At 57.1% G+C, this 16,590-nt stretch carries 19 protein-coding genes, 1 tRNA gene and 1 pseudogene; 9 read left to right on the top strand and 12 right to left on the bottom strand.

Features of this window, described 5'->3' with window-relative positions; translation table 11 throughout:
- Nucleotides 1–5 precede the first annotated feature (5 nt).
- Together trmB and SIB72_RS05845 are read right to left on the bottom strand one after the other, a co-directional pair.
- A complete protein-coding gene (gene trmB / locus SIB72_RS05840; protein WP_413744938.1) occupies nucleotides 6–713 on the bottom strand; it encodes a tRNA (guanosine(46)-N7)-methyltransferase TrmB in 708 nt (235 codons plus the stop codon).
- A 2-nt stretch (nucleotides 714–715) separates the two neighbouring features.
- Entirely contained in the window at nucleotides 716–2,005 is a 1,290-nt protein-coding gene (locus tag SIB72_RS05845) for an FIST N-terminal domain-containing protein (RefSeq protein ID WP_413744939.1), read from the bottom strand.
- Between the two features lie 69 nt (nucleotides 2,006–2,074).
- On the opposite strand from SIB72_RS05845, the gene SIB72_RS05850 reads away from it, so the two are divergent.
- Together SIB72_RS05850 and SIB72_RS05855 are read left to right on the top strand one after the other, a co-directional pair.
- The gene (locus tag SIB72_RS05850) at nucleotides 2,075–2,686 is read left to right on the top strand and encodes a DUF3177 family protein (protein WP_115015856.1); all 612 of its coding nucleotides are present in this window, start codon (nucleotides 2,075–2,077) and stop codon (nucleotides 2,684–2,686) included.
- A gap of 4 nt (nucleotides 2,687–2,690) precedes the next feature.
- Nucleotides 2,691–2,999, top strand: coding sequence for a hypothetical protein (locus tag SIB72_RS05855; RefSeq protein ID WP_413744940.1), 309 nt, complete (start codon nucleotides 2,691–2,693; stop codon nucleotides 2,997–2,999).
- A 1-nt stretch (nucleotide 3,000) separates the two neighbouring features.
- Here the strand turns inward: SIB72_RS05855 and ileS are convergent, their stop codons facing one another.
- Nucleotides 3,001–5,907 (bottom strand): isoleucine--tRNA ligase, encoded by a 2,907-nt coding sequence (ileS, locus tag SIB72_RS05860; RefSeq protein ID WP_413744941.1) that lies wholly within the window; start codon nucleotides 5,905–5,907, stop codon nucleotides 3,001–3,003.
- A 25-nt stretch (nucleotides 5,908–5,932) separates the two neighbouring features.
- Nucleotides 5,933–6,841: a hypothetical protein gene (locus tag SIB72_RS05865; RefSeq protein WP_413744942.1), complete on the bottom strand. Its 909-nt coding sequence runs from the start codon at nucleotides 6,839–6,841 to the stop codon at nucleotides 5,933–5,935.
- Nucleotides 6,842–6,870: 29 nt separating this feature from the next.
- Here SIB72_RS05865 and SIB72_RS05870 point away from each other — a divergent pair.
- Nucleotides 6,871–6,952 (top strand) — tRNA-Leu (locus SIB72_RS05870).
- A gap of 56 nt (nucleotides 6,953–7,008) precedes the next feature.
- Entirely contained in the window at nucleotides 7,009–8,031 is a 1,023-nt protein-coding gene (crtR, locus tag SIB72_RS05875) for a beta-carotene hydroxylase (protein ID WP_115120013.1), read from the top strand.
- Nucleotides 8,032–8,087: 56 nt separating this feature from the next.
- Here the strand turns inward: crtR and gatC are convergent, their stop codons facing one another.
- From gatC to SIB72_RS05915, 8 genes are all read right to left on the bottom strand, one after another.
- Entirely contained in the window at nucleotides 8,088–8,381 is a 294-nt protein-coding gene (gene gatC / locus SIB72_RS05880) for an Asp-tRNA(Asn)/Glu-tRNA(Gln) amidotransferase subunit GatC (protein WP_115120015.1), read from the bottom strand.
- Nucleotides 8,378–9,166, bottom strand: a complete 789-nt coding sequence (locus SIB72_RS05885) for a creatininase family protein (protein WP_413744943.1) — start codon at nucleotides 9,164–9,166, stop codon at nucleotides 8,378–8,380. Before SIB72_RS05885 ends, gatC begins: the two co-directional genes overlap by 4 nt.
- A gap of 63 nt (nucleotides 9,167–9,229) precedes the next feature.
- Complete coding sequence (locus SIB72_RS05890) at nucleotides 9,230–9,373, bottom strand: hypothetical protein (RefSeq protein ID WP_413744944.1); 144 nt, start codon at nucleotides 9,371–9,373, stop codon at nucleotides 9,230–9,232.
- A 151-nt stretch (nucleotides 9,374–9,524) separates the two neighbouring features.
- On the bottom strand, nucleotides 9,525–10,256 hold the full coding sequence (locus SIB72_RS05895) for a queuosine precursor transporter (protein ID WP_115120019.1): 732 nt from the start codon (nucleotides 10,254–10,256) through the stop codon (nucleotides 9,525–9,527).
- An 11-nt stretch (nucleotides 10,257–10,267) separates the two neighbouring features.
- The gene (locus tag SIB72_RS05900; RefSeq protein ID WP_413744945.1) at nucleotides 10,268–10,999 is read right to left on the bottom strand and encodes a VanW family protein; all 732 of its coding nucleotides are present in this window, start codon (nucleotides 10,997–10,999) and stop codon (nucleotides 10,268–10,270) included.
- 241 nt (nucleotides 11,000–11,240) lie between these two features.
- A complete protein-coding gene (locus tag SIB72_RS05905; RefSeq protein WP_413744946.1) occupies nucleotides 11,241–11,750 on the bottom strand; it encodes a hypothetical protein in 510 nt (169 codons plus the stop codon).
- Between the two features lie 193 nt (nucleotides 11,751–11,943).
- Nucleotides 11,944–13,146 carry a hypothetical protein gene (locus SIB72_RS05910; RefSeq protein ID WP_413744947.1) on the bottom strand — a complete coding sequence of 401 codons (1,203 nt, stop codon included), beginning with the start codon at nucleotides 13,144–13,146 and terminating at the stop codon, nucleotides 11,944–11,946.
- 231 nt (nucleotides 13,147–13,377) lie between these two features.
- Nucleotides 13,378–13,803, bottom strand: coding sequence for a hypothetical protein (locus SIB72_RS05915; protein WP_413744948.1), 426 nt, complete (start codon nucleotides 13,801–13,803; stop codon nucleotides 13,378–13,380).
- A gap of 21 nt (nucleotides 13,804–13,824) precedes the next feature.
- On the opposite strand from SIB72_RS05915, the pseudogene SIB72_RS05920 reads away from it, so the two are divergent.
- From SIB72_RS05920 to SIB72_RS05940, 5 genes and pseudogenes are all read left to right on the top strand, one after another.
- Nucleotides 13,825–14,151, top strand: a pseudogene (locus tag SIB72_RS05920) (DNA-3-methyladenine glycosylase); the annotation flags it as partial.
- A 178-nt stretch (nucleotides 14,152–14,329) separates the two neighbouring features.
- A complete protein-coding gene (locus SIB72_RS05925; RefSeq protein WP_413744949.1) occupies nucleotides 14,330–14,821 on the top strand; it encodes a hypothetical protein in 492 nt (163 codons plus the stop codon).
- A gap of 2 nt (nucleotides 14,822–14,823) precedes the next feature.
- The gene (locus tag SIB72_RS05930) at nucleotides 14,824–15,402 is read left to right on the top strand and encodes a site-specific integrase (protein WP_413744950.1); all 579 of its coding nucleotides are present in this window, start codon (nucleotides 14,824–14,826) and stop codon (nucleotides 15,400–15,402) included.
- A 321-nt stretch (nucleotides 15,403–15,723) separates the two neighbouring features.
- Nucleotides 15,724–16,278: a hypothetical protein gene (locus SIB72_RS05935; protein WP_413744951.1), complete on the top strand. Its 555-nt coding sequence runs from the start codon at nucleotides 15,724–15,726 to the stop codon at nucleotides 16,276–16,278.
- An 82-nt stretch (nucleotides 16,279–16,360) separates the two neighbouring features.
- Nucleotides 16,361–16,576, top strand: a complete 216-nt coding sequence (locus SIB72_RS05940) for a hypothetical protein (RefSeq protein WP_413744952.1) — start codon at nucleotides 16,361–16,363, stop codon at nucleotides 16,574–16,576.
- Nucleotides 16,577–16,590: the final 14 nt, after the last annotated feature.

Below are 16,590 nucleotides of genomic sequence, written 5' to 3' on the forward strand. Positions count from 1 at the left end.
AGCCATCACGGGGAGGGTGTGGTGTCCGCTGAATTATCAACCCGTTCCCAGGATTGTTCGAGTTCTGCAACGGATGGCAGTGGCGTGTTGTTGCGGCGGAACAACACCCGGTACACCGGCAGCTGCTGCTCCAACACGTAACGCTCTCGTTCTGTTGGCACGGGTAGCGGATTAGCCCCTCGCCAGGGACGGGTGTCCTCCTTGGGGCGCGCAAAGCATCCACTCAGTTCGGTGAGAGCCACCATCGGCTTGATCACCTCGAGGACATCGCTCTGGATGAACAGTTCGCGGCCCTGCTGGAGTGCGGAGGCGATGGCGAGCAGCAGGGAGGGTTGCAGCACCCGCCTTTTCTGGTGCCGTTTCTTGAACCACGGGTCAGGGAATTGAATCGACACGCGCTGGAGACGATCGGCTGGTAGCGCCTCCATCCAGCCCTCCATGCTCACGTTGGCGTTGCAGAAGAGGAAATGGAGGTTGTGCAGCTCCCTGGCCTCCCGATCGCGTTGGGCTGCATCCACAAGGGGCCTGCGGATTTCGACGCCAAGGTGATTCCAGTGTGGCTGGGTTTCCGCCAGGGCTAGCAAGAACTGGCCCCTGGCAGAGCCGATGTCGAGGTGGATGGGTCTGCTCGGATCGTCAAACAGCGCATCCGGCCCGGGCAGCTCCCGGGGCAGCTGGAAAAACCGGCTGAGGGGATTGACGTGCTGGCGCAAGATCAGGCAGAGGGTGGTGGATCAGCCTCTGAGGTTGCCAGGGGGGCGTGACGCAGGAGTCCCCAGCAGGCGGTGTATCCATGCAGGTGGGTGCTCCCGGCCAAAGGGCCAACTTCGCCGTTGCAGAAGGCACCCGCGATCGGTAGGTCTGCGATGACGGAACGGGCGATCCCAACATCCCCGTTTTTGCTGCCAAAGAGGCCTTCCCCCCTCCCGAGGCAGGCGAACAGTAGGCCGAACAGTGGCTGTTGATCACAACGTTCTCGGGCCTCGCAGAGCAGCTGGCGGGCCTCTCTGCGGGAGGCTTCTGCTTCCCGTAGTTGAAACTGAACGTTCTGTCCGACCCGGATCCTTTCGGCAACCGCGACTGCTCCGTTTCGGGGATCGACGCCGATCAGGTTGCGCACCAGGAAGGCACTGCGTGGTTCTGGGGAAGTGCTGGCTCCCATCAGCAGAGCACCTCTTTCGATGCCCAGGAAGAGGGAGTCTTTCACCAGTTCGCGTTCCTCGTCATTGAGCTCGGCAAGAACCCGCTGCAGGCAGGCAACAGGCGTGTCGCGTTTCTGGTTATGACTGAGTTCGAGCAGCACGTTCCGTTCAGCTTGCTCGATTGAGAACACTGGGCCGATTGGTTTGCAGCCCTGCGCTACCGCCGGTTCCAGCGTCCAGTCCCCGCCAATGGCAATGCCAACGGCTCCACTCCTCACGGCCTGTCCCTGCAGAAGAGAGCCATGGGGTGCTGCATGAGGAGCGGCAATTCCTCCCAGGCAGGGAGCGGAGGGGAAGGCGTAGTCGAGGCCGCTCATCATGTCGTTGATGCTCGAGCTGCTCGGGTCAATCAGGATGATGAGCGACCGCAGCGCCGCAGGATCCAGTCCAAGCCATTGCTGCCACTGCTGATTGGATCCGTCTAGATCGGGCAGGGTGTCGGTTGTGACCGCAAAGGGTTGAAGCACCGCCCCAGGCAGGTTGAGCAGGGTGACACTCAGGGCGGGTGTTTGTTCCAGTTCGCAGGCTTTGCCTTTGCTGTTGGTGCCGACGACACCGCCGCCGATGCAACCCAGCCAGTGCTCCGACTGCAGTCGCTCCTGAAGGAGTGGCTGCAGTCGAGGGAGATCACTGGCGAAATCACTGGAGACAAACACCAGGGCCAGGTCAGCTTTGGCCGGTCCGAGAGCGGTGCTGACCTCCTTCACGGCTGCATCCAGGGAGGTCTGACTGGACAGCGCTGTGCGACATCGGGCCTGGGCCTTGCGTGGTCGCAACCAGTTGAACGGTGAGAACAGCCGCATGGCTGGACCTTACCAACCCTGCCTTTGCGGATGTGTGCGTCGATAATGGCGCCGACTTGAACCACTCCGGTGCCCGATCTTCCTTACCGCAGCCTGGTGTGGCTGACCTATCGCCTCGGAGCCACTTTCGCTTTGGGTCTGCCGCTTGTCCTGCTGATCTGGGCCGCGGTGCGCAGGGAGGCGGTGATCAATCGTTTGCTCGGCATCTATTGGAAGGTGGCCAGCTTGCTTGTCATCACCTTGCTGTTGCTGACGGATCAGCGCCCACTGGGTTACATCACAGCCTTGTTGGCCCCCGTGCTGATGACGATCAGCGTGTGGTTCTGGGTGGATCTGAATGAGGAGCTCGCTGATGGATCTCTGCGCAACCCACTCACCCTCACGGTGAGGCTCTGGCGGTGGGCCCTGAGTGGGTTCTCGGTGATCGCCACCGCGATGGCGATCAGCAGTCTCTCTTGTGTGACGGCACTCCAGGGCAGTGACTGCAAAGCCTGGCTTGAGGCCCCCCAAGGATTGCATCGGGTGCTGGAGAGAGTGTTTGATTTCCTGTTCGGTGGAGACTGGAACGAAGCCGTCGCGGCCTTCTTTGGCTACGTGATGCTGGTGGCCTATGTCGTGGGCCTGCTCCAGTGGTTGTTGGTCCGTCTGCCCAGACAGGGGCGCGTCGCAGGTGAGTTCTGATCCGTTGACGTCAGGCGAGCTCGTCATCTTGGAGAGCATCAGCCGTGAGCGCCCCGACCGTGTCGTGCGGCTCGCGGGTTATGTCCAATTGTCGGGAGGTGCAACAGAAGCGCTTGAACTCTTGCTGTTCCGTGGCTTCAGCAGTTGCATCACTCACCCCACAGCCTTTGATCCCGATCAGAGCGTGTTGCCTGATGGGGCCTGCATTGAGCAGGCCACGTTGCTTGTGGGGCCATTGAATCCGGATGCTGAGCAACCGCTGTTGGGACCAGTCCCCGTTCACCAGTTGCTCGACCCTGAGGCTTGGATCTGAGTTAACGACGCTCAAGCACGGCCACACAGCGACCACACAGCTCGGGGTGATCTGGGTGTTGCCCGATGTCGTTTTCGTAGTGCCAGCAGCGTTCACACTTCTGACCACGGGAACGGGCGACTTCGATCACGGCCAGCTCACTCTCCTCGCTCGCCAAAAGCTCGGCCCAGGGATCACCTCCCAGCTGTAGTTGGGAGACCAACAACCAATCGTGTAGCCCATCCACCTCCGGTTGCCCGTGCTCCTGCATCCAGTTCACCGCGTCTTGCAGTGCTGGGCTGCGCACATCGATCCGCACGGTGGCTTCGAGGGACGCGCCTAGTTCTCTCCTGGCGCGGCAGTCTTCGAGAACGCGGTTGACGGCGCTTCGTAGGTCTCGCAGCTGCTGCATCGGGGCCTGGAGGCTGTCGTCTCGCCAACTGTCTGGCACCGTGGGCCAACCGCGGCGGAACACGGAGTCTTCCTCTACCGGGTAGGGCAGGTTCTGCCAGATGTCTTCCGCCATGTGGCAGAGCACGGGGGCAATCGCCCCGGAGAGTCGTTCGATGATGAGAGCCATCACCGTTTGACAACTGCGGCGGCGTTTGTCGTTGGGGGCACTGACGTAAAGCCGGTCTTTGGCGATGTCGAGGTAGAAGTTGGAGAGGTCGCTGACGCAGTAGTTCTGCAGCAACTGGAAAAAGCGGAAGAATTCGAAATTCTCAAAGGCCTCTGAAATGCTGTCGAGCACGGTGGCGGTGCGCTGCAACATCCAGCGATCGAGCAACGGCAGTTCGTGAATCGGGATGGCATCCCGTGTCGGGTCGAAGTCGTGGAGGTTGCCGAGGAGGTAGCGGGCAGTGTTGCGCACTTTGCGGTAGACGTCGGCGAGCTGGCGCAGGATGCCGGCGCCGATCGGCACATCCGCTGAGTAGTCCACGGAGCTCACCCAAAGACGCAGCACATCGGCGCCATAGGGCGGCTCTTGTTTTTGGTTTTTGCCACCCTCGATGATCACCATCGGATCAACGACATTGCCGAGGGATTTGCTCATCTTGCGGCCCTTCTCGTCGAGAGCGAAGCCATGGGTGAGCACAGTGCGATAGGGGGCATGGCCGTTGACCGCCACCGATGTGAGCAGGGAGCTCTGGAACCAGCCCCGGTGTTGGTCGGATCCTTCCAGGTAAAGGTCGGCGGGATAGCTCAGGCCCTCGCGCTGGCTGGCCACGGCGGCCCAACTGGAGCCGGAGTCGAACCACACGTCCATGGTGTCGGTGCCTTTGCGCCACTGGTCAGCTTCCGTCTGATGGCTGGGTGGCAGAAGCTCGGCTTCGTCTTTCTCCCACCACACGTCGGCCCCGTGCTCGGCAATGAGAGCCTGAATGTGGCTGATGGAGTCGGCGTTCAACAGCACGTCGCCGCTGCTGCGGTGATAGAAGACTGGGATCGGTACACCCCACGTGCGTTGTCGGGAGATGCACCAGTCGCCCCGTTCAGCAACCATGGACTCGATCCTGTTGCGGCCGGAGCCCGGGAGCCACCTCACCTGATCGATCGCCTCAAGGGCATCGGCGCGGAACCCCTCCACGGAGGCAAACCACTGCTCGGTGGCACGGAAAATGGTGGGTTTCTTGGTGCGCCAGTCGTAGGGGTAGCGGTGGGCATAGCTCTCGTGTTTGAGCAGTGCGCCCGATTCTTCCAGTGCTTCGAGGATGGCCGGGTTGGCATCTTTCAGGACGTTCAGGCCCGCGAAAGGACCGGCCTCGGCGGTGAGGGTGCCTGCTTCATCCACCGGACACAGCACGGGCAGCCCGTGCTTCCGGCCAGTGTTGAAGTCATCCACACCGTGGCCAGGGGCGGTGTGTACCAGCCCGGTTCCGGACTCCGTGGTGATGTATTCCCCTCCGACAACGATCGGACTTTCCCTCTCGAGCAGGGGGTGGCGGTAGCTGAGGCCTGCAAGATCGGCTCCCTTGACCACGGCTTTCTGGGTTAGCGAGGTCTCGAACTTGGAGGCCAAGCTCTCGCACAGCTCGGAGGCCACAATCAGCAAACGGCCATCTGCATCGGCCGCGAAGGCGTAATCCAGGCGCTCATTGATCGACACCGCCAGGTTGGCGGGAAGAGTCCAGGGGGTGGTGGTCCAGATCGCCACCTTCAACGTCTGCCCGAGCTCGGGACCCTCGATCGGTAGCTCTAGGCCTTGCTCCTTGAGAGAGGCACGTAGTGCATCTGGCACGGAGACAGCTGGGAAGGCCACATACACGCTTGGGCTGGTATGACCATCGGGGTATTCCAGTTCGGCTTCGGCAAGGGCGGTGCGGGAGCTTGGACTCCAGTGCACCGGTTTCAGGCCTCGATAGATGTGGCCCTTGAGGGCCATGCTCCCGAAGACCTCGATTTGGGCGGCTTCATACTCCTTCTGGAGGGTGAGATAGGGGTGACTCCAGTCGGCCCAGATCCCCCAGCGCTTGAAGCCCGCCATTTGGCTGTCCACCTGCTTGCGGGCATAGACCGCAGCTTTCTTGCGAAGCTTCACCGGTGTCAGCGCTTTGCGTTGCTCTTGGTCCATGGCCTGGAGAACCTTGAGTTCGATCGGCAGGCCGTGGCAGTCCCAGCCGGGCACGAAGCGCACGCGCTGACCCTTCATCACCCGATGTTTGTTGATGATGTCTTTGAGCACCTTGTTGAGGGCATGCCCCATGTGCAGGGCCCCGTTGGCGTAGGGGGGACCGTCGTGAAGCGTGAAGACCGGGCCTGGGTTCTCTTCGCCAAGGCGCTGGTCGATTCCTTGCTCGGTCCAGAAGCTCTGCAGCTGCGGTTCGCGCTGGATTGCGTTGGCACGCATCCCGAACCCTGTCTGGAGAAGGTTGAGGGTTTCCTTGTATGAGGGGCGCGCATCAGCGGCCGGGCGGCTCTCCTGGGACACAATGGCGCTGCAGCAACCGGGATTATCAGTCCTCGCCGGTGCTCATCGGGGTTTCGGCTTCCGGATCGTCGCCGGATGGCTCGGACAGGACCGTGCTCGAAGCCGTTGTGATGTCTGCATCGCTGGGTGGTTCCAGTGATGTTGCTGGTTTCGGTTCCGGCCGAACCCAACGTTTGCCTTTTCCCTTCACACGAGGGCTGCCGAAGCCTTTGCCTCTTTTCTCTGAGGGTGCGCTGTGCGTTGGCAAGGCCGATTCGGGGGATGTCTGCTTGGCAGCAACTGGATCGGCTGTCACGGTGATCGTCTCAGCGTTGACTGCTGCTTCGGCTGCTTCGGATGGTGCGTTTATCTCTGCGGCTTCTAGGGGTTCAGGAGCACTGAGGGAGGCCACTGTGGTGTCGTGGTGGACCTCAGGCGCTGTGCTTTCGGCCTGGTCAGTACTGGATGGCTCAGGGGTGGTGTCCTCTGTTTCAGGACGGACCCAGCGTTTCCCCGTGCGGCTTGTTCCTTCAGGCTTTGCGGAGGTCGGTGGGGAGGGCTTGAGGGCGGTGAGTGCTGCTCCGGCGCTGTTGCCAAGGCTCACCATGGCCGCAAGCAGCTGCTGCACGCTTGTGATCCAGCGTTCGCGAGAACTGAGACGCTGTTTCTCCTCGCTGCTGAGCTGGTGCCAGCGAGCCTGGGCCACTTCACTGCCCAGTCGGCCGATGAGCAGAGTGCCGCAGACCACAGCAAGCATCGGCGACCCCCGCAGCAGATCGCTGCTGGTCACCAGCACCAGCCCCAGCAGCAGAACCACTGCCCCCCAGAGACCATCGCGCGGTCGGCTCAGTTCAGTTGCCAGCAGGGGCAGCAACAGCACTGCCATGCCCACCAGCAGGCAGAGATCTCCGGTGAGGTTGGCCAGCATCAGCAAGTGGGTGCGGGTTGGCTCCATTCTGGTTGGATGCCTAGAGTTCGGCCGCTGCCCACCTGGCGGAATTGGTAGACGCGCTGGTTTTAGGTACCAGTGGCTTCGGTCGTGGGGGTTCAAGTCCCCCGGTGGGCATTGCACTTTTCTTAGGGTCAAGTGCTTGTGACATGTTGAGAAGGCTGCGTCAACCGATGACCAACGCAACCGCTGCTGCCTTCACTGCACCGCCTGCGGGCCAGGGGTTGCGCTCAGTGCCAAAGGAATTCCTTGACCCCCCTGCGGCGTGGAACCCCACCGTGGGGCTGTTCCTCTGTGGCTATGCCCTCGCCGCGGTCACCATTTGGGGGTGGTTTATCGGGACCTGGCCCCTGCCCGTGCTGTTGATGACGGGATTTCTGGCACTGCATTTGGAAGGCACCGTTGTGCACGATGCATGCCACAAGGCCGCCCATCCTGTGCCCTGGATCAACCAGGCGATGGGGCATGGGTCAGCTCTGCTGCTTGGCTTCAGTTTTCCTGTGTTCACGCGAGTGCATCTACAGCATCACTCCCATGTGAATGACCCCAAGAACGATCCCGATCACATCGTCAGCACCTTCGGTCCGCTTTGGCTGATTGCACCGCGGTTTTTTTATCACGAGTATTTCTTTTTTCAGCGCAAGCTCTGGAAACGCTGGGAGTTGATGCAGTGGGGGTTTGAACGGGCTGTCTTCATCACGATTGTGGTCGCTGCAGTTCGTTTTGATTTTCTGTCCTTCATTTTCAATTGTTGGTTTGCCCCAGCCTTGATGGTGGGTGTCACCCTCGGCTTGTTCTTCGACTACCTGCCCCATCGTCCGTTTCTGTCGCGTAACCGCTGGCAGAACGCGCGCGTGTATCCCGGTCGCACGATGAACTGGCTGATCATGGGCCAGAACTATCACTTGGTTCACCATCTCTGGCCTTCGATCCCTTGGTTCGAGTACAAGCCGGCCTATGAAGCCACCAAGCCCCTGCTCGATTCAAAGGGTTCCCCTCAGCGCCTTGGGCTCTTTGAGACGCGCACCGATCTGTTCAACTTCCTCTACGACATCTTCCTTGGGGTGCGTAGCCATAAGCCACATGGCAGCAAGATGCGCCGTCTTGCTTGGGTCATGCCAAGTTCTCGCATGCGTCGGGGTTGGATGGGTCTGCTCCAGCGCACAGCCGTTACGCCGGCACGCAGACGCTTCTAATCAGCATTGAGTTTGTGCTGATTCGGTTCGGCTTGGTGCCTTCTGTTCGTGGCTGATCACTCCGTCAGGATCTTGGGAACCCTGAAGAAATCGCCTTCCCGCAGTGGCGCTTGATCCAGCAGTTCTTCGCGCACATCAGTTGGCACAACGGCATCTTCTCGGGTGACGTTGACCACTTCCACAGCGCGAGTGGTTGGCGGCACTCCTTCTGTCTCCACGGCTTGGAGTTGTTCGACGTAATCGAGGATGCGCTCCAGTTGGCCGGTGTAGGTGGTGATGGTCTCCTCCGGCAGGTCGAGCCGAGCCAGCTTGGCCACCTTGCGCACGTCGTCGGCTGTGATTTTGCTCATGCGGCGGTGAGGAAGGTGGCTAAATCATTGCGCAGCGCCGTCGCTGCCGTGCTCAGGAATTCGGCGCCATGGTCAGCCTTCGCCAGAAACGGGTCAGAGCCCATGCGGCCATCGGGATGGCGGCGGCGGAAATCTGCCGGGCCATGGATGGGCCCGCAGGGGGGTGGTTCAGGTAGTGGGCGTTGTTTGTCCTCCAGGCTGGGATGCAGATGCAGGGTGAGCGCGATTTCGCTCGGGGTGGCGTGCTGACCTTCCCTGTCGCCGTAGAGCGACCGCGCATGTTGCATCACTGGTCCGGCCATGAACCAATTCGCCAGCCTGCAGCGCAGTCGTGGAGCGACTGGCAGGCCGCGGCTGGTGGCGGTGCCATAGGCCTGGGCGAAGGCGGCTTTGGCTGTTGCAATGTTCCCGCCGTGTCCGTTCACGACGAAGATCCGCTCGAAGCCATGGGTGGCCAGGGACAAAACCAGGTCGTGCAGCACGGCCAGCAGGGTGTTGGGCTGCAGGCTCATCGTGCCGGCGAAACCTAGATGGTGCTCTGCCATGCCAAAGGCCTGGGCTGGAGTCACGAGTACACCGCTCTGTCTCCCTAGCTCGAGGGCCACCGCTTCGGCGGTGAGTGCGTCGGTGCCAATCGCTCCGGTGGGTCCGTGTTGCTCGGTCGATCCGAGCGGGATGATCACACCTTTGTACTGCTCCAGATAGCGATCTACTTCAGGCCAGCTGCGCAGAGCCAGTCGAATCGCTTCGGTGCTGGAGACCGGTCCTGGGAGGGGGGAACTCATGCCAAGCGAATCATTCGTCTGATGATCGCTCAGCAACCCCCCGCTTGCCGATCGGGGAAGGGATCAATGGGCGGTGCCGTTGCCGTCGTACTTGTCGGTGTTGTAGTAGCCACCTCTGGTCCCGAAATAGAGCGTCGCCAGCACGAAAAACCCGCAGCTAAAGAGCAGCACGGTGCCGAGGTTGAATCCTGAGAGGGCAGCGTCCATGGTCAGATGCTTGATGCTGTAAGCATGCCAACCAATCAGGTTGGAGTTGGAATTGGTGCGCTGATCGTCACCGTTGGCGTGCAGTGATCGCTCAGCTGTCGTTTTGGCGCGATCCAGGCAACGACACAGTCAAGGATGCAACGGTTGGTGGTTAACCAGTGATTTCCTGACCTGCCTCTGGAACGTCCAGCCATTGCCGCAACCAGGCAGTAAGCCAGATGAAGGGCAGTGTGTCTGCGAGGGCCGCCATGGCTTTGAACAGATAGCCACTGGCGATGAAGGCGGTGAGCTGCGGCAGCACTGGTTCGCCGGTGCGGATTGGCAGCACGTGGGCTGCGTAGTGGCTAATCAGCACGACCGCGCTGGTGTCGACCAGCTGGCTCACCAGGGTGGAGCCGTTGTTACGCAGCCATAGAGCTTTCCCTTGGGTGCGTTCTTTCCAGAAATGGAACAGACGAACATCCACGAACTGGGCGGTGAGATACGCCACCATCGAGGCTCCTACTGAACCAAAGGCCAGCCGCTGGATCTCAAAGAAGGTCGTCTCTGGAGCGTCTTGGAGCCCCGGCATCACGCCTCCCAGCCAGAGGATCAGCACCACCCAGACGTTGAGCAGTAGCCCCACCCACACCACCTGTGCTGCTTTGCGTTCACCCCACAGTTCACTGATCAGGTCGGTGCAGAGGAAGGTGACTGGGTAGGGGAGTGCACCGACGGCCACCACGATTGGCCAGGAGCCGATGTGGCCCAGAGCTAGAAAGCGCGTCAGCCCGAGGATGTTGAGCATCCCCAGGGTGCCGAGGAACAATCCCACCAGCACGAGAAACACCAGATCGCGGCGGGCTTGCAAGCTGCTACTGGTCACGGTGGTGAAGGGAGACATGCCTGGGATGCTCAACAGGGCCTGTAGTGGCTGAAGGCCAGGTAGTCCTGTAGCCATCTTGAGCTTGATGCCTGTTTGCTAAAGCGGCTCGTGCTCACCTGCCACCCCGGGTGCTGTTGCTCGGTCGATGGTGGATAGCGCTCCAGAACCACTGAGTGCACGAGGGTCTGTACAGGCCTAGCCCCTGGCCCCAGAAGCGCACTATGGACGGCATGGGGGCCGAGTCGGATCTGAAGCAACATCGGCATCTGGAAGTGATTGCGGATGGCGAGATCCTTGGTGCTGTATGCGATCGCTGCGTCTTCTCCGAGCGAGTAGAAGCGCTCCTCGCCGTAGGCATCGATGCTGTGGTTATGGCGCTCAAGCACCCGACAGCCGGCGTGAAGGAACAATTGGTACAGGTTGGTGGCAATCAGGCATAGGCCGCCTCCGGCCTCGGAGAGAACTTGCCCCCGAATGAAGACGGGGCCAGCTCGGTAGCCAGCTGCTTCTGTGGGCTCTCCGAGCAGCTGCGACAGGCTGAAAGCCTCACCGGAAGGGATGAGGTGGTTGTGAAGCGTTTCAATCGCACGTTCCAGGTTGTGGAGGCGGTTTGCGCAGGTTGTGGCGTCTCCCCGTTCCGGAATGGGTGTAGTGATCTCTTGCCAAGGTCTGGCCTTAGCTGTGAAGGCTTCGGCTTCTGTCTGGCTCAGCTGCCGATGTTGGAGCGCTGGTGTGCCTGGGTACCGACGCCATTGCGCCATGGCCTGGCATCCAGCTAACCGGATCCGACGCTTTAAAGGAGGCGGAAGTCGATGAAGCATGCTCAGGCCTCGGCCGATTCCAGCCAAGCAGACCGTTGTTCAGCAGGTATCGAGAAGCCGCCTTTTCTCAGATCACAGGCAGATCGGGACGCCTCAACATCTTTTCGGGCTGTGCAGGCCAGAACGTTTTGCATGAATCTTTCATGCAAAATCTAGGCTTCATGTTGGTCGTGCAGTTTCTCTAGCAGCCTCGCTCTGCTGTGCCGTTGAGCCTTAACTTCTGGCTCCCTTTTCGTTGATTGATTGTCAGCAGCCCATTTCCTTTCTGTAATTCGTAGCCAACCCTGTCCCATTGTTTGACGGACAGAACTACTTTGTATCCATCGTTTTCTGCTTCTATTCTTGTGTCTGTGTAAGTGGAGATATAGGCCTCTCTTTGCTTGCCGTTGATGCCGATAAGCAAACGATTGTTAGATGTTTTGGCTTTTGGAAAAGTTGCCCACACAAGGGGCTCTGTGTTGCTGTTGTTGTAGAAATAAAGGCTGCATCCGCGTGGCAGCTCTTGCCATGCAAGGGGCGTGACCTTGAGGTCCTGCGTCTTTGCTTTGCTGCAAGCAGTGTTGAGCAGCAAGGTGGCAAGACAGGTGACTGCAAAAGACTGTCTGAGCATTGGTCTTAAGGCTGGTCTATTGCAAGTCTTGCACTGATGGCTTGATGAAGCCACTTCTGTGGCCGCCTGACCCATCGCCAATGATTGACCTGCTCTTGCAAGGGCCTTGCTCGCCCGGCCTGCGGAGGCTGTGGGCGCTGAATTGAGAAGTTGCCTCGATGCTCAACAATAATGAGGCCTGTGGGTTGATTGGAGAGTCAATGCGCCTCTAAAGCTATTGCCTGGGCTCTTCAGGTAGTCGTTGAAATTGCTTTGGGGTAAGAGGCATTTACCTCTATGAGCTGGCCCAAATCCCCATTAGGAAGATGCACAGAAGGGCAATTACTGCAAAGTTTGCTTGTGCTTCCTCTCTTCTAATTGTTTGTGCAGTTTCTGGTTTGTCCTCGTCTGTTGACCGAGAAATTTTGTTTGCATAGCAAATCGTTATGCCGAAGACCGCAAGGGCTGAGACGTACATTGCAATATAAAACTTGTCTAATAGCGTTAGGTAGGATAGTGATGGAGGGAGCATCTGTTTGTAGCCGTCTTGCAGAAAGACAAGTGTAAGTATGACGGACGCTGGAAGGGCTATCTTTGCCTCCGCAGCTCTCGCGTCAATCATGGGAGTTAAGAAGGCTACTGACGAAACAATTCCTAAGGGTAATAGTAGCTGCCAAGAGCTAGATCCAAAATTTCTTGTGTAGCTTACCTCTGTTATAAAGTTGGGGTAAATGCCAATATTCTCGCTGCCAAACTCCTCCCTGGCATCTGCATTGAGTCCCATTGCTGTTGGGTATATGTGTTTCCTTGATTTAAAGGTCGCCTGATTAAGTGTATAGCCTTGAAGTGCATTTTTTTGAGAAATTCCGGAGGACCCTGAATGGTCGGTTTCAAACACCAGCTCTGTAAGCCAAAAATCGTCTGACTCTATTTCTATTGGCAGGGTAATAGATTCAAATGGGAATCGTCTCAGGTCGATGTCATTAGCGAGGAATCTTCCAGAGAAGACAACGGACTGGTATGTCCATCCATCGCTGTCTGTATAGGGGTCTTCAGGTGAGAGCTCTTTTGTAAAGTCCCAATGCTCAACGGCGTTAAGGAACTCAAGCGTCCGTGCTGGGTCTGCTTGTGTTTCCTCGTCCCATGCCTTGACGGGCTTCTTCCATTTCACCCATGCGTATCCGTCAGCGGCAAATGTTTTAGTTTGCGGGTCAAAAGCAGATATTTTCTGTATAAATATTCCAATCGTGAATTGCGTGTATGCATTCTCTTTGTCTTTTCTGGTGATGGCTTCATAGTGGTCTTTTTTCGCAACTGTTAGAGTATTCGTCTGAGTGGTATTGAATATTATGAAGCCGATTAGTATGGCAATGATTATGATCCCAGATGCTCGGAGTCCTTTGGTCCCTAATTTGCTTGGCGACGCTGTTGCTCTCTTTAGGGCCCGAAGTAGTCTGTGAAGGCTCTTCCTCGGTCTTATTGTTTTGACGTTTGGCATGGCGGCTGATGGATTTTGTCGCTTGCACTGTGTCCTTTCGGCTTAATTCATGCTGTCAATAATGTTCAGCTTGTTTGTTGTTGTGTGTGAATGGCTGATATCAGAGGATGTAAGGCTTTTGTGTAGGTATTTGCAGGTCTAATGTTCTGGTTGGTCCGATGCCCAGCCCATTCTCTTGGATGATCTGCTCCCCCGAAGGTCTTCTGCTGTCGACCTGCTCTTGATGGGGTTTCAGAGCTTTACTTTGCAGGCTCCAGACCAGCCACGGTATTGAATTCTGTTGGTTATGGCTTCTTCCACCTCCATTAGCTTTTGTCTGCTTCCGTTGATATAGCTTGTATAGCCATCGCCGTCTTTCCCGCATGATACCCACCGATATCCAGGGGGATCATTTTTGATTGTGCATATTGCTCTTTGTCCTCCTCTTCGGCCTGTTGTGTTTCTTCCATACTCTTCTAGTTCTTGAAACTTTACTAGTCGTTGTTCGAGAATTAGTTCACCAGTGTGGGTGGCTATCACGGCATCTCCTGCCGCCTCGCATTGGATCTTTGATGTGGTCTCTGTAGCTGTGCATGAAGGGGTGAAGGACGTGATTACTGCCCAAGTTCCTACAAAAACTTGCTTTAGCATTCTTTTTAATGCGGCTCCTTTTGCCAAGGTTGGCACGGGTGGCATTTTGTGGGCAACTTTGTAGCCACCCAGCCCATTACCAAGGATTTCCCAGCTCTACACAAATCCTTCTTCTGCCGTCCTGCAGAGGTAGTGGGACCTGGCTTGGTGGGCTGCAGGTTGGTGAAACGCCAAGCGGATGGCAGCTTGCTCTGGGGCGTGATTGTGGAGACGGAGGCGTATTCGCAGGATGAGCCTGCCTGTCACGGCTACCGCCGTCGCTCACCGCAAAACGAAACCCTGTTTGGCGAGCCAGGGCGGTTTTATGTGTATGTGAGCTATGGCATCCACCACTGCGTGAATCGAGCCGTGAGCTCAAGCAGCTCAGGCTGGGCTTGATTTTTGAAAGTTTGCTCTGGGTCAGTCAGCCAAGGTTCAAGCCACTGCAGCTGATTTGAGCGATTTTTCTTGCTTGCAGATGCTCAACGGCTAAGTAGGGCTACAAGCTCTGGTGGGGTTGATGGATAAATCAGTGGTGCAGCCGTAGCCCTGATGTCAGCAGCAATCCAGCATCTTGCTCAAGCCGCCATCGCTCCGCAATAACAACGGCACACTCCAGGTGAGGGTGCGGATTGATGGCAAGGATGCGTTTGTCAACCGCCTGGGTCGTTGGAGCGACCCTGTGGCTGTCGCCAAGGCACAAGCCATCAGTGCCCAAATCTGGAGCGACTATCAACAAGGCTGCTTTGACCGCAGCCTGATGGCATATCAACCGCTGATAGGTGGCAAGCAGGTAGCACTGCTGGAGGCGCTGAGGGTGAGGGCAGAGACCAAACGCCAGGCTGCTGCAGTTCACGCTCACAAGCTGCTGGAGCGATATGGAAAACCCATCCGCAATCGCAGTGAAGCAGAGGAGTTTCTGCGCTGGTTGAGAGAGGAGCGTGGATTGAGCGACTGCACGATTGCTGGGTTGATGAGCCATTACCGCCAGTGCAGTGGAGGCAGCGCCATCTCTTTTCTCACAAGCTCAAGTGGCAGCGGCGCTCAGTGCAGAGCGAAGTGCTGAGCGTGGATGAAATCCACTCAGTGCTTGCTGATTTGGAGAGCAATGAGAGCTGGTATTACCCGCTGTTTCTGCTGTGGCTCAGCACAGGGATGCGGAATGCAGAAATCAGGGGATTGACCTGGGATTGCATTCGCTGGGAAGACGGTGAGGTGCTGGTCTGCAAGAGCCTGCGGCGTGATGGCTATTGCTCAGGTCATCACAGCTGGGCAACGACGAAGACAGGAAGAGAGCGGGTTGTGCCACTGACCGCTCAGGTGCTGGAGGTGTTGAGGCAGCACAAGGCTGAGATGGAGCAGCTGGGTGTTTATGAGGCGTATGGATTGGTGTTTATCTCTCTCACCAGTCACACCAACATCTACGACCATCTAGTGGGTCGTGTGTGGAAGCGTTCATTGCAGCGTTGTGGCTTGAAGCCCCGCCGTCTTTACGCCCAACGCCATAGATTTTTATCTCATGCTTTAGCGATGGGGAACTCGCCAGCTGACTTGGCAGCGGCAGCAGGTCATTCCACCAAGATGCTGCTAGAGACCTATGCCAAACCCACAGGCAAATTGAAGATGCCGAGATGGCAAACAGCTTGAAGCCAAAATTCAAAAAAAAGATGGTACAAGTCAAGCTATAAAAGTGGGTGCATTGCTGAGTATTAGTGCGGAAAAGCATGAATAAAACTGGCTTGGTCTAATGATCGCTTTGGTTGGCTTTGCCTGCAGTTATTTAAGTGTTATTAAATCAAAATATGCCGACCCTGCAAAAGGTGCAACTTGCATAAATAACTATCGCCTGCAGTGCTTGCTCGGTGGACTGAGAAGCAAAAACTGCAAGTCAGATCAAAGAAGAGATGCGTTGGATGCCAAGGAATTGGTGTCAGTGTCTCTGCGTGACAAGCGATAGGAAAAATCCAAATGACATCAATAAAAACTCAAGACCAACAACAACAGAGGCAACAGGCACAAAGGTTGAAAAGGAAGATCAAGCACCTTATTCATGATGAGCTCCACAGCATCCGCCCCTGGTGGTTTGTTAGTTTTCACTACCGAGACCACCCCAGCAAAGAAGATGATCTGCTAAAGGATGTCACTGACCTAAAGCGAAAACTGCATCGCATCATCTACAAGAGCCGTGATAAGAGCGTCAAAGGTGCTGGAGAGTATCCTTATCCACGGATGCTGTTTTTTCACGAAACTAGCTACCAGGGAACAGGTCAATTCCACACCCACCTGATTGTGGAGAAGTTGCCAGAGAGCCTAAATAATCAAGTTGGGATGGAAACCCTGTTTCAGAGGCGATTGCCAGCCAAGGTCAAGACGTTATTTAAATGGAAATCCATTGATATTCAGCGCATGAACCCAGAAGAGCCTGAATACAGGCGTATCAGTAGTTATTTGGGAAAACAGACCAACTTGGAGCTGATTGCCCTTGATCCATTCAATAGTGACCTATCAACGAGAAAGAGATGAGACGAAACCAACTCACGATTACCTACCCAGAGGGAGAAGCTCAACAACTTCATCAGGTACTGCTCCTATTGAAGAGAAGCCGTTGCCTGAATATCTCAGCATTTTGCAGAGCAGCGATTGCGGAGAAGCTGGAGCGACTGGAGGCAGTCCAGTGAAGACCATTACTGTTCGCCTGCCTGATGTGGAGGCTGCGATGCTTATTGAATTAAAGAGGAAAAACAAAAGCCTCAGAGATTTTCAGAGATGGGTCGCTGATAAAATCAAGGCTGAATATAGGGCGGATTCCATCAATATGTGATATTATACAATTGT

It is taken from the genome of Synechococcus sp. MIT S9451 (assembly GCF_047304725.1).
GTDB lineage: Bacteria > Cyanobacteriota > Cyanobacteriia > PCC-6307 > Cyanobiaceae > Synechococcus_C.

What these genes read in the sequence shown, in the direction of transcription:
- crtR (WP_115120013.1), top strand. Translation starts at nt 7,009, where the DNA reads ATGACCAACGCAACCGCTGCTGCCTTCACTGCACCGCCTGCGGGCCAG.
- SIB72_RS05900 (WP_413744945.1), bottom strand. Translation starts at nt 10,999, where the DNA reads ATGGCGCAATGGCGTCGGTACCCAGGCACACCAGCGCTCCAACATCGG.
- SIB72_RS05845 (WP_413744939.1), bottom strand. Translation starts at nt 2,005, where the DNA reads ATGCGGCTGTTCTCACCGTTCAACTGGTTGCGACCACGCAAGGCCCAG.
- SIB72_RS05935 (WP_413744951.1), top strand. Translation starts at nt 15,724, where the DNA reads ATGACATCAATAAAAACTCAAGACCAACAACAACAGAGGCAACAGGCA.
- SIB72_RS05895 (WP_115120019.1), bottom strand. Translation starts at nt 10,256, where the DNA reads ATGTCTCCCTTCACCACCGTGACCAGTAGCAGCTTGCAAGCCCGCCGC.
- SIB72_RS05885 (WP_413744943.1), bottom strand. Translation starts at nt 9,166, where the DNA reads ATGAGTTCCCCCCTCCCAGGACCGGTCTCCAGCACCGAAGCGATTCGA.
- gatC (WP_115120015.1), bottom strand. Translation starts at nt 8,381, where the DNA reads ATGAGCAAAATCACAGCCGACGACGTGCGCAAGGTGGCCAAGCTGGCT.
- SIB72_RS05910 (WP_413744947.1), bottom strand. Translation starts at nt 13,146, where the DNA reads ATGCCAAACGTCAAAACAATAAGACCGAGGAAGAGCCTTCACAGACTA.
- SIB72_RS05865 (WP_413744942.1), bottom strand. Translation starts at nt 6,841, where the DNA reads ATGGAGCCAACCCGCACCCACTTGCTGATGCTGGCCAACCTCACCGGA.
- SIB72_RS05890 (WP_413744944.1), bottom strand. Translation starts at nt 9,373, where the DNA reads ATGGACGCTGCCCTCTCAGGATTCAACCTCGGCACCGTGCTGCTCTTT.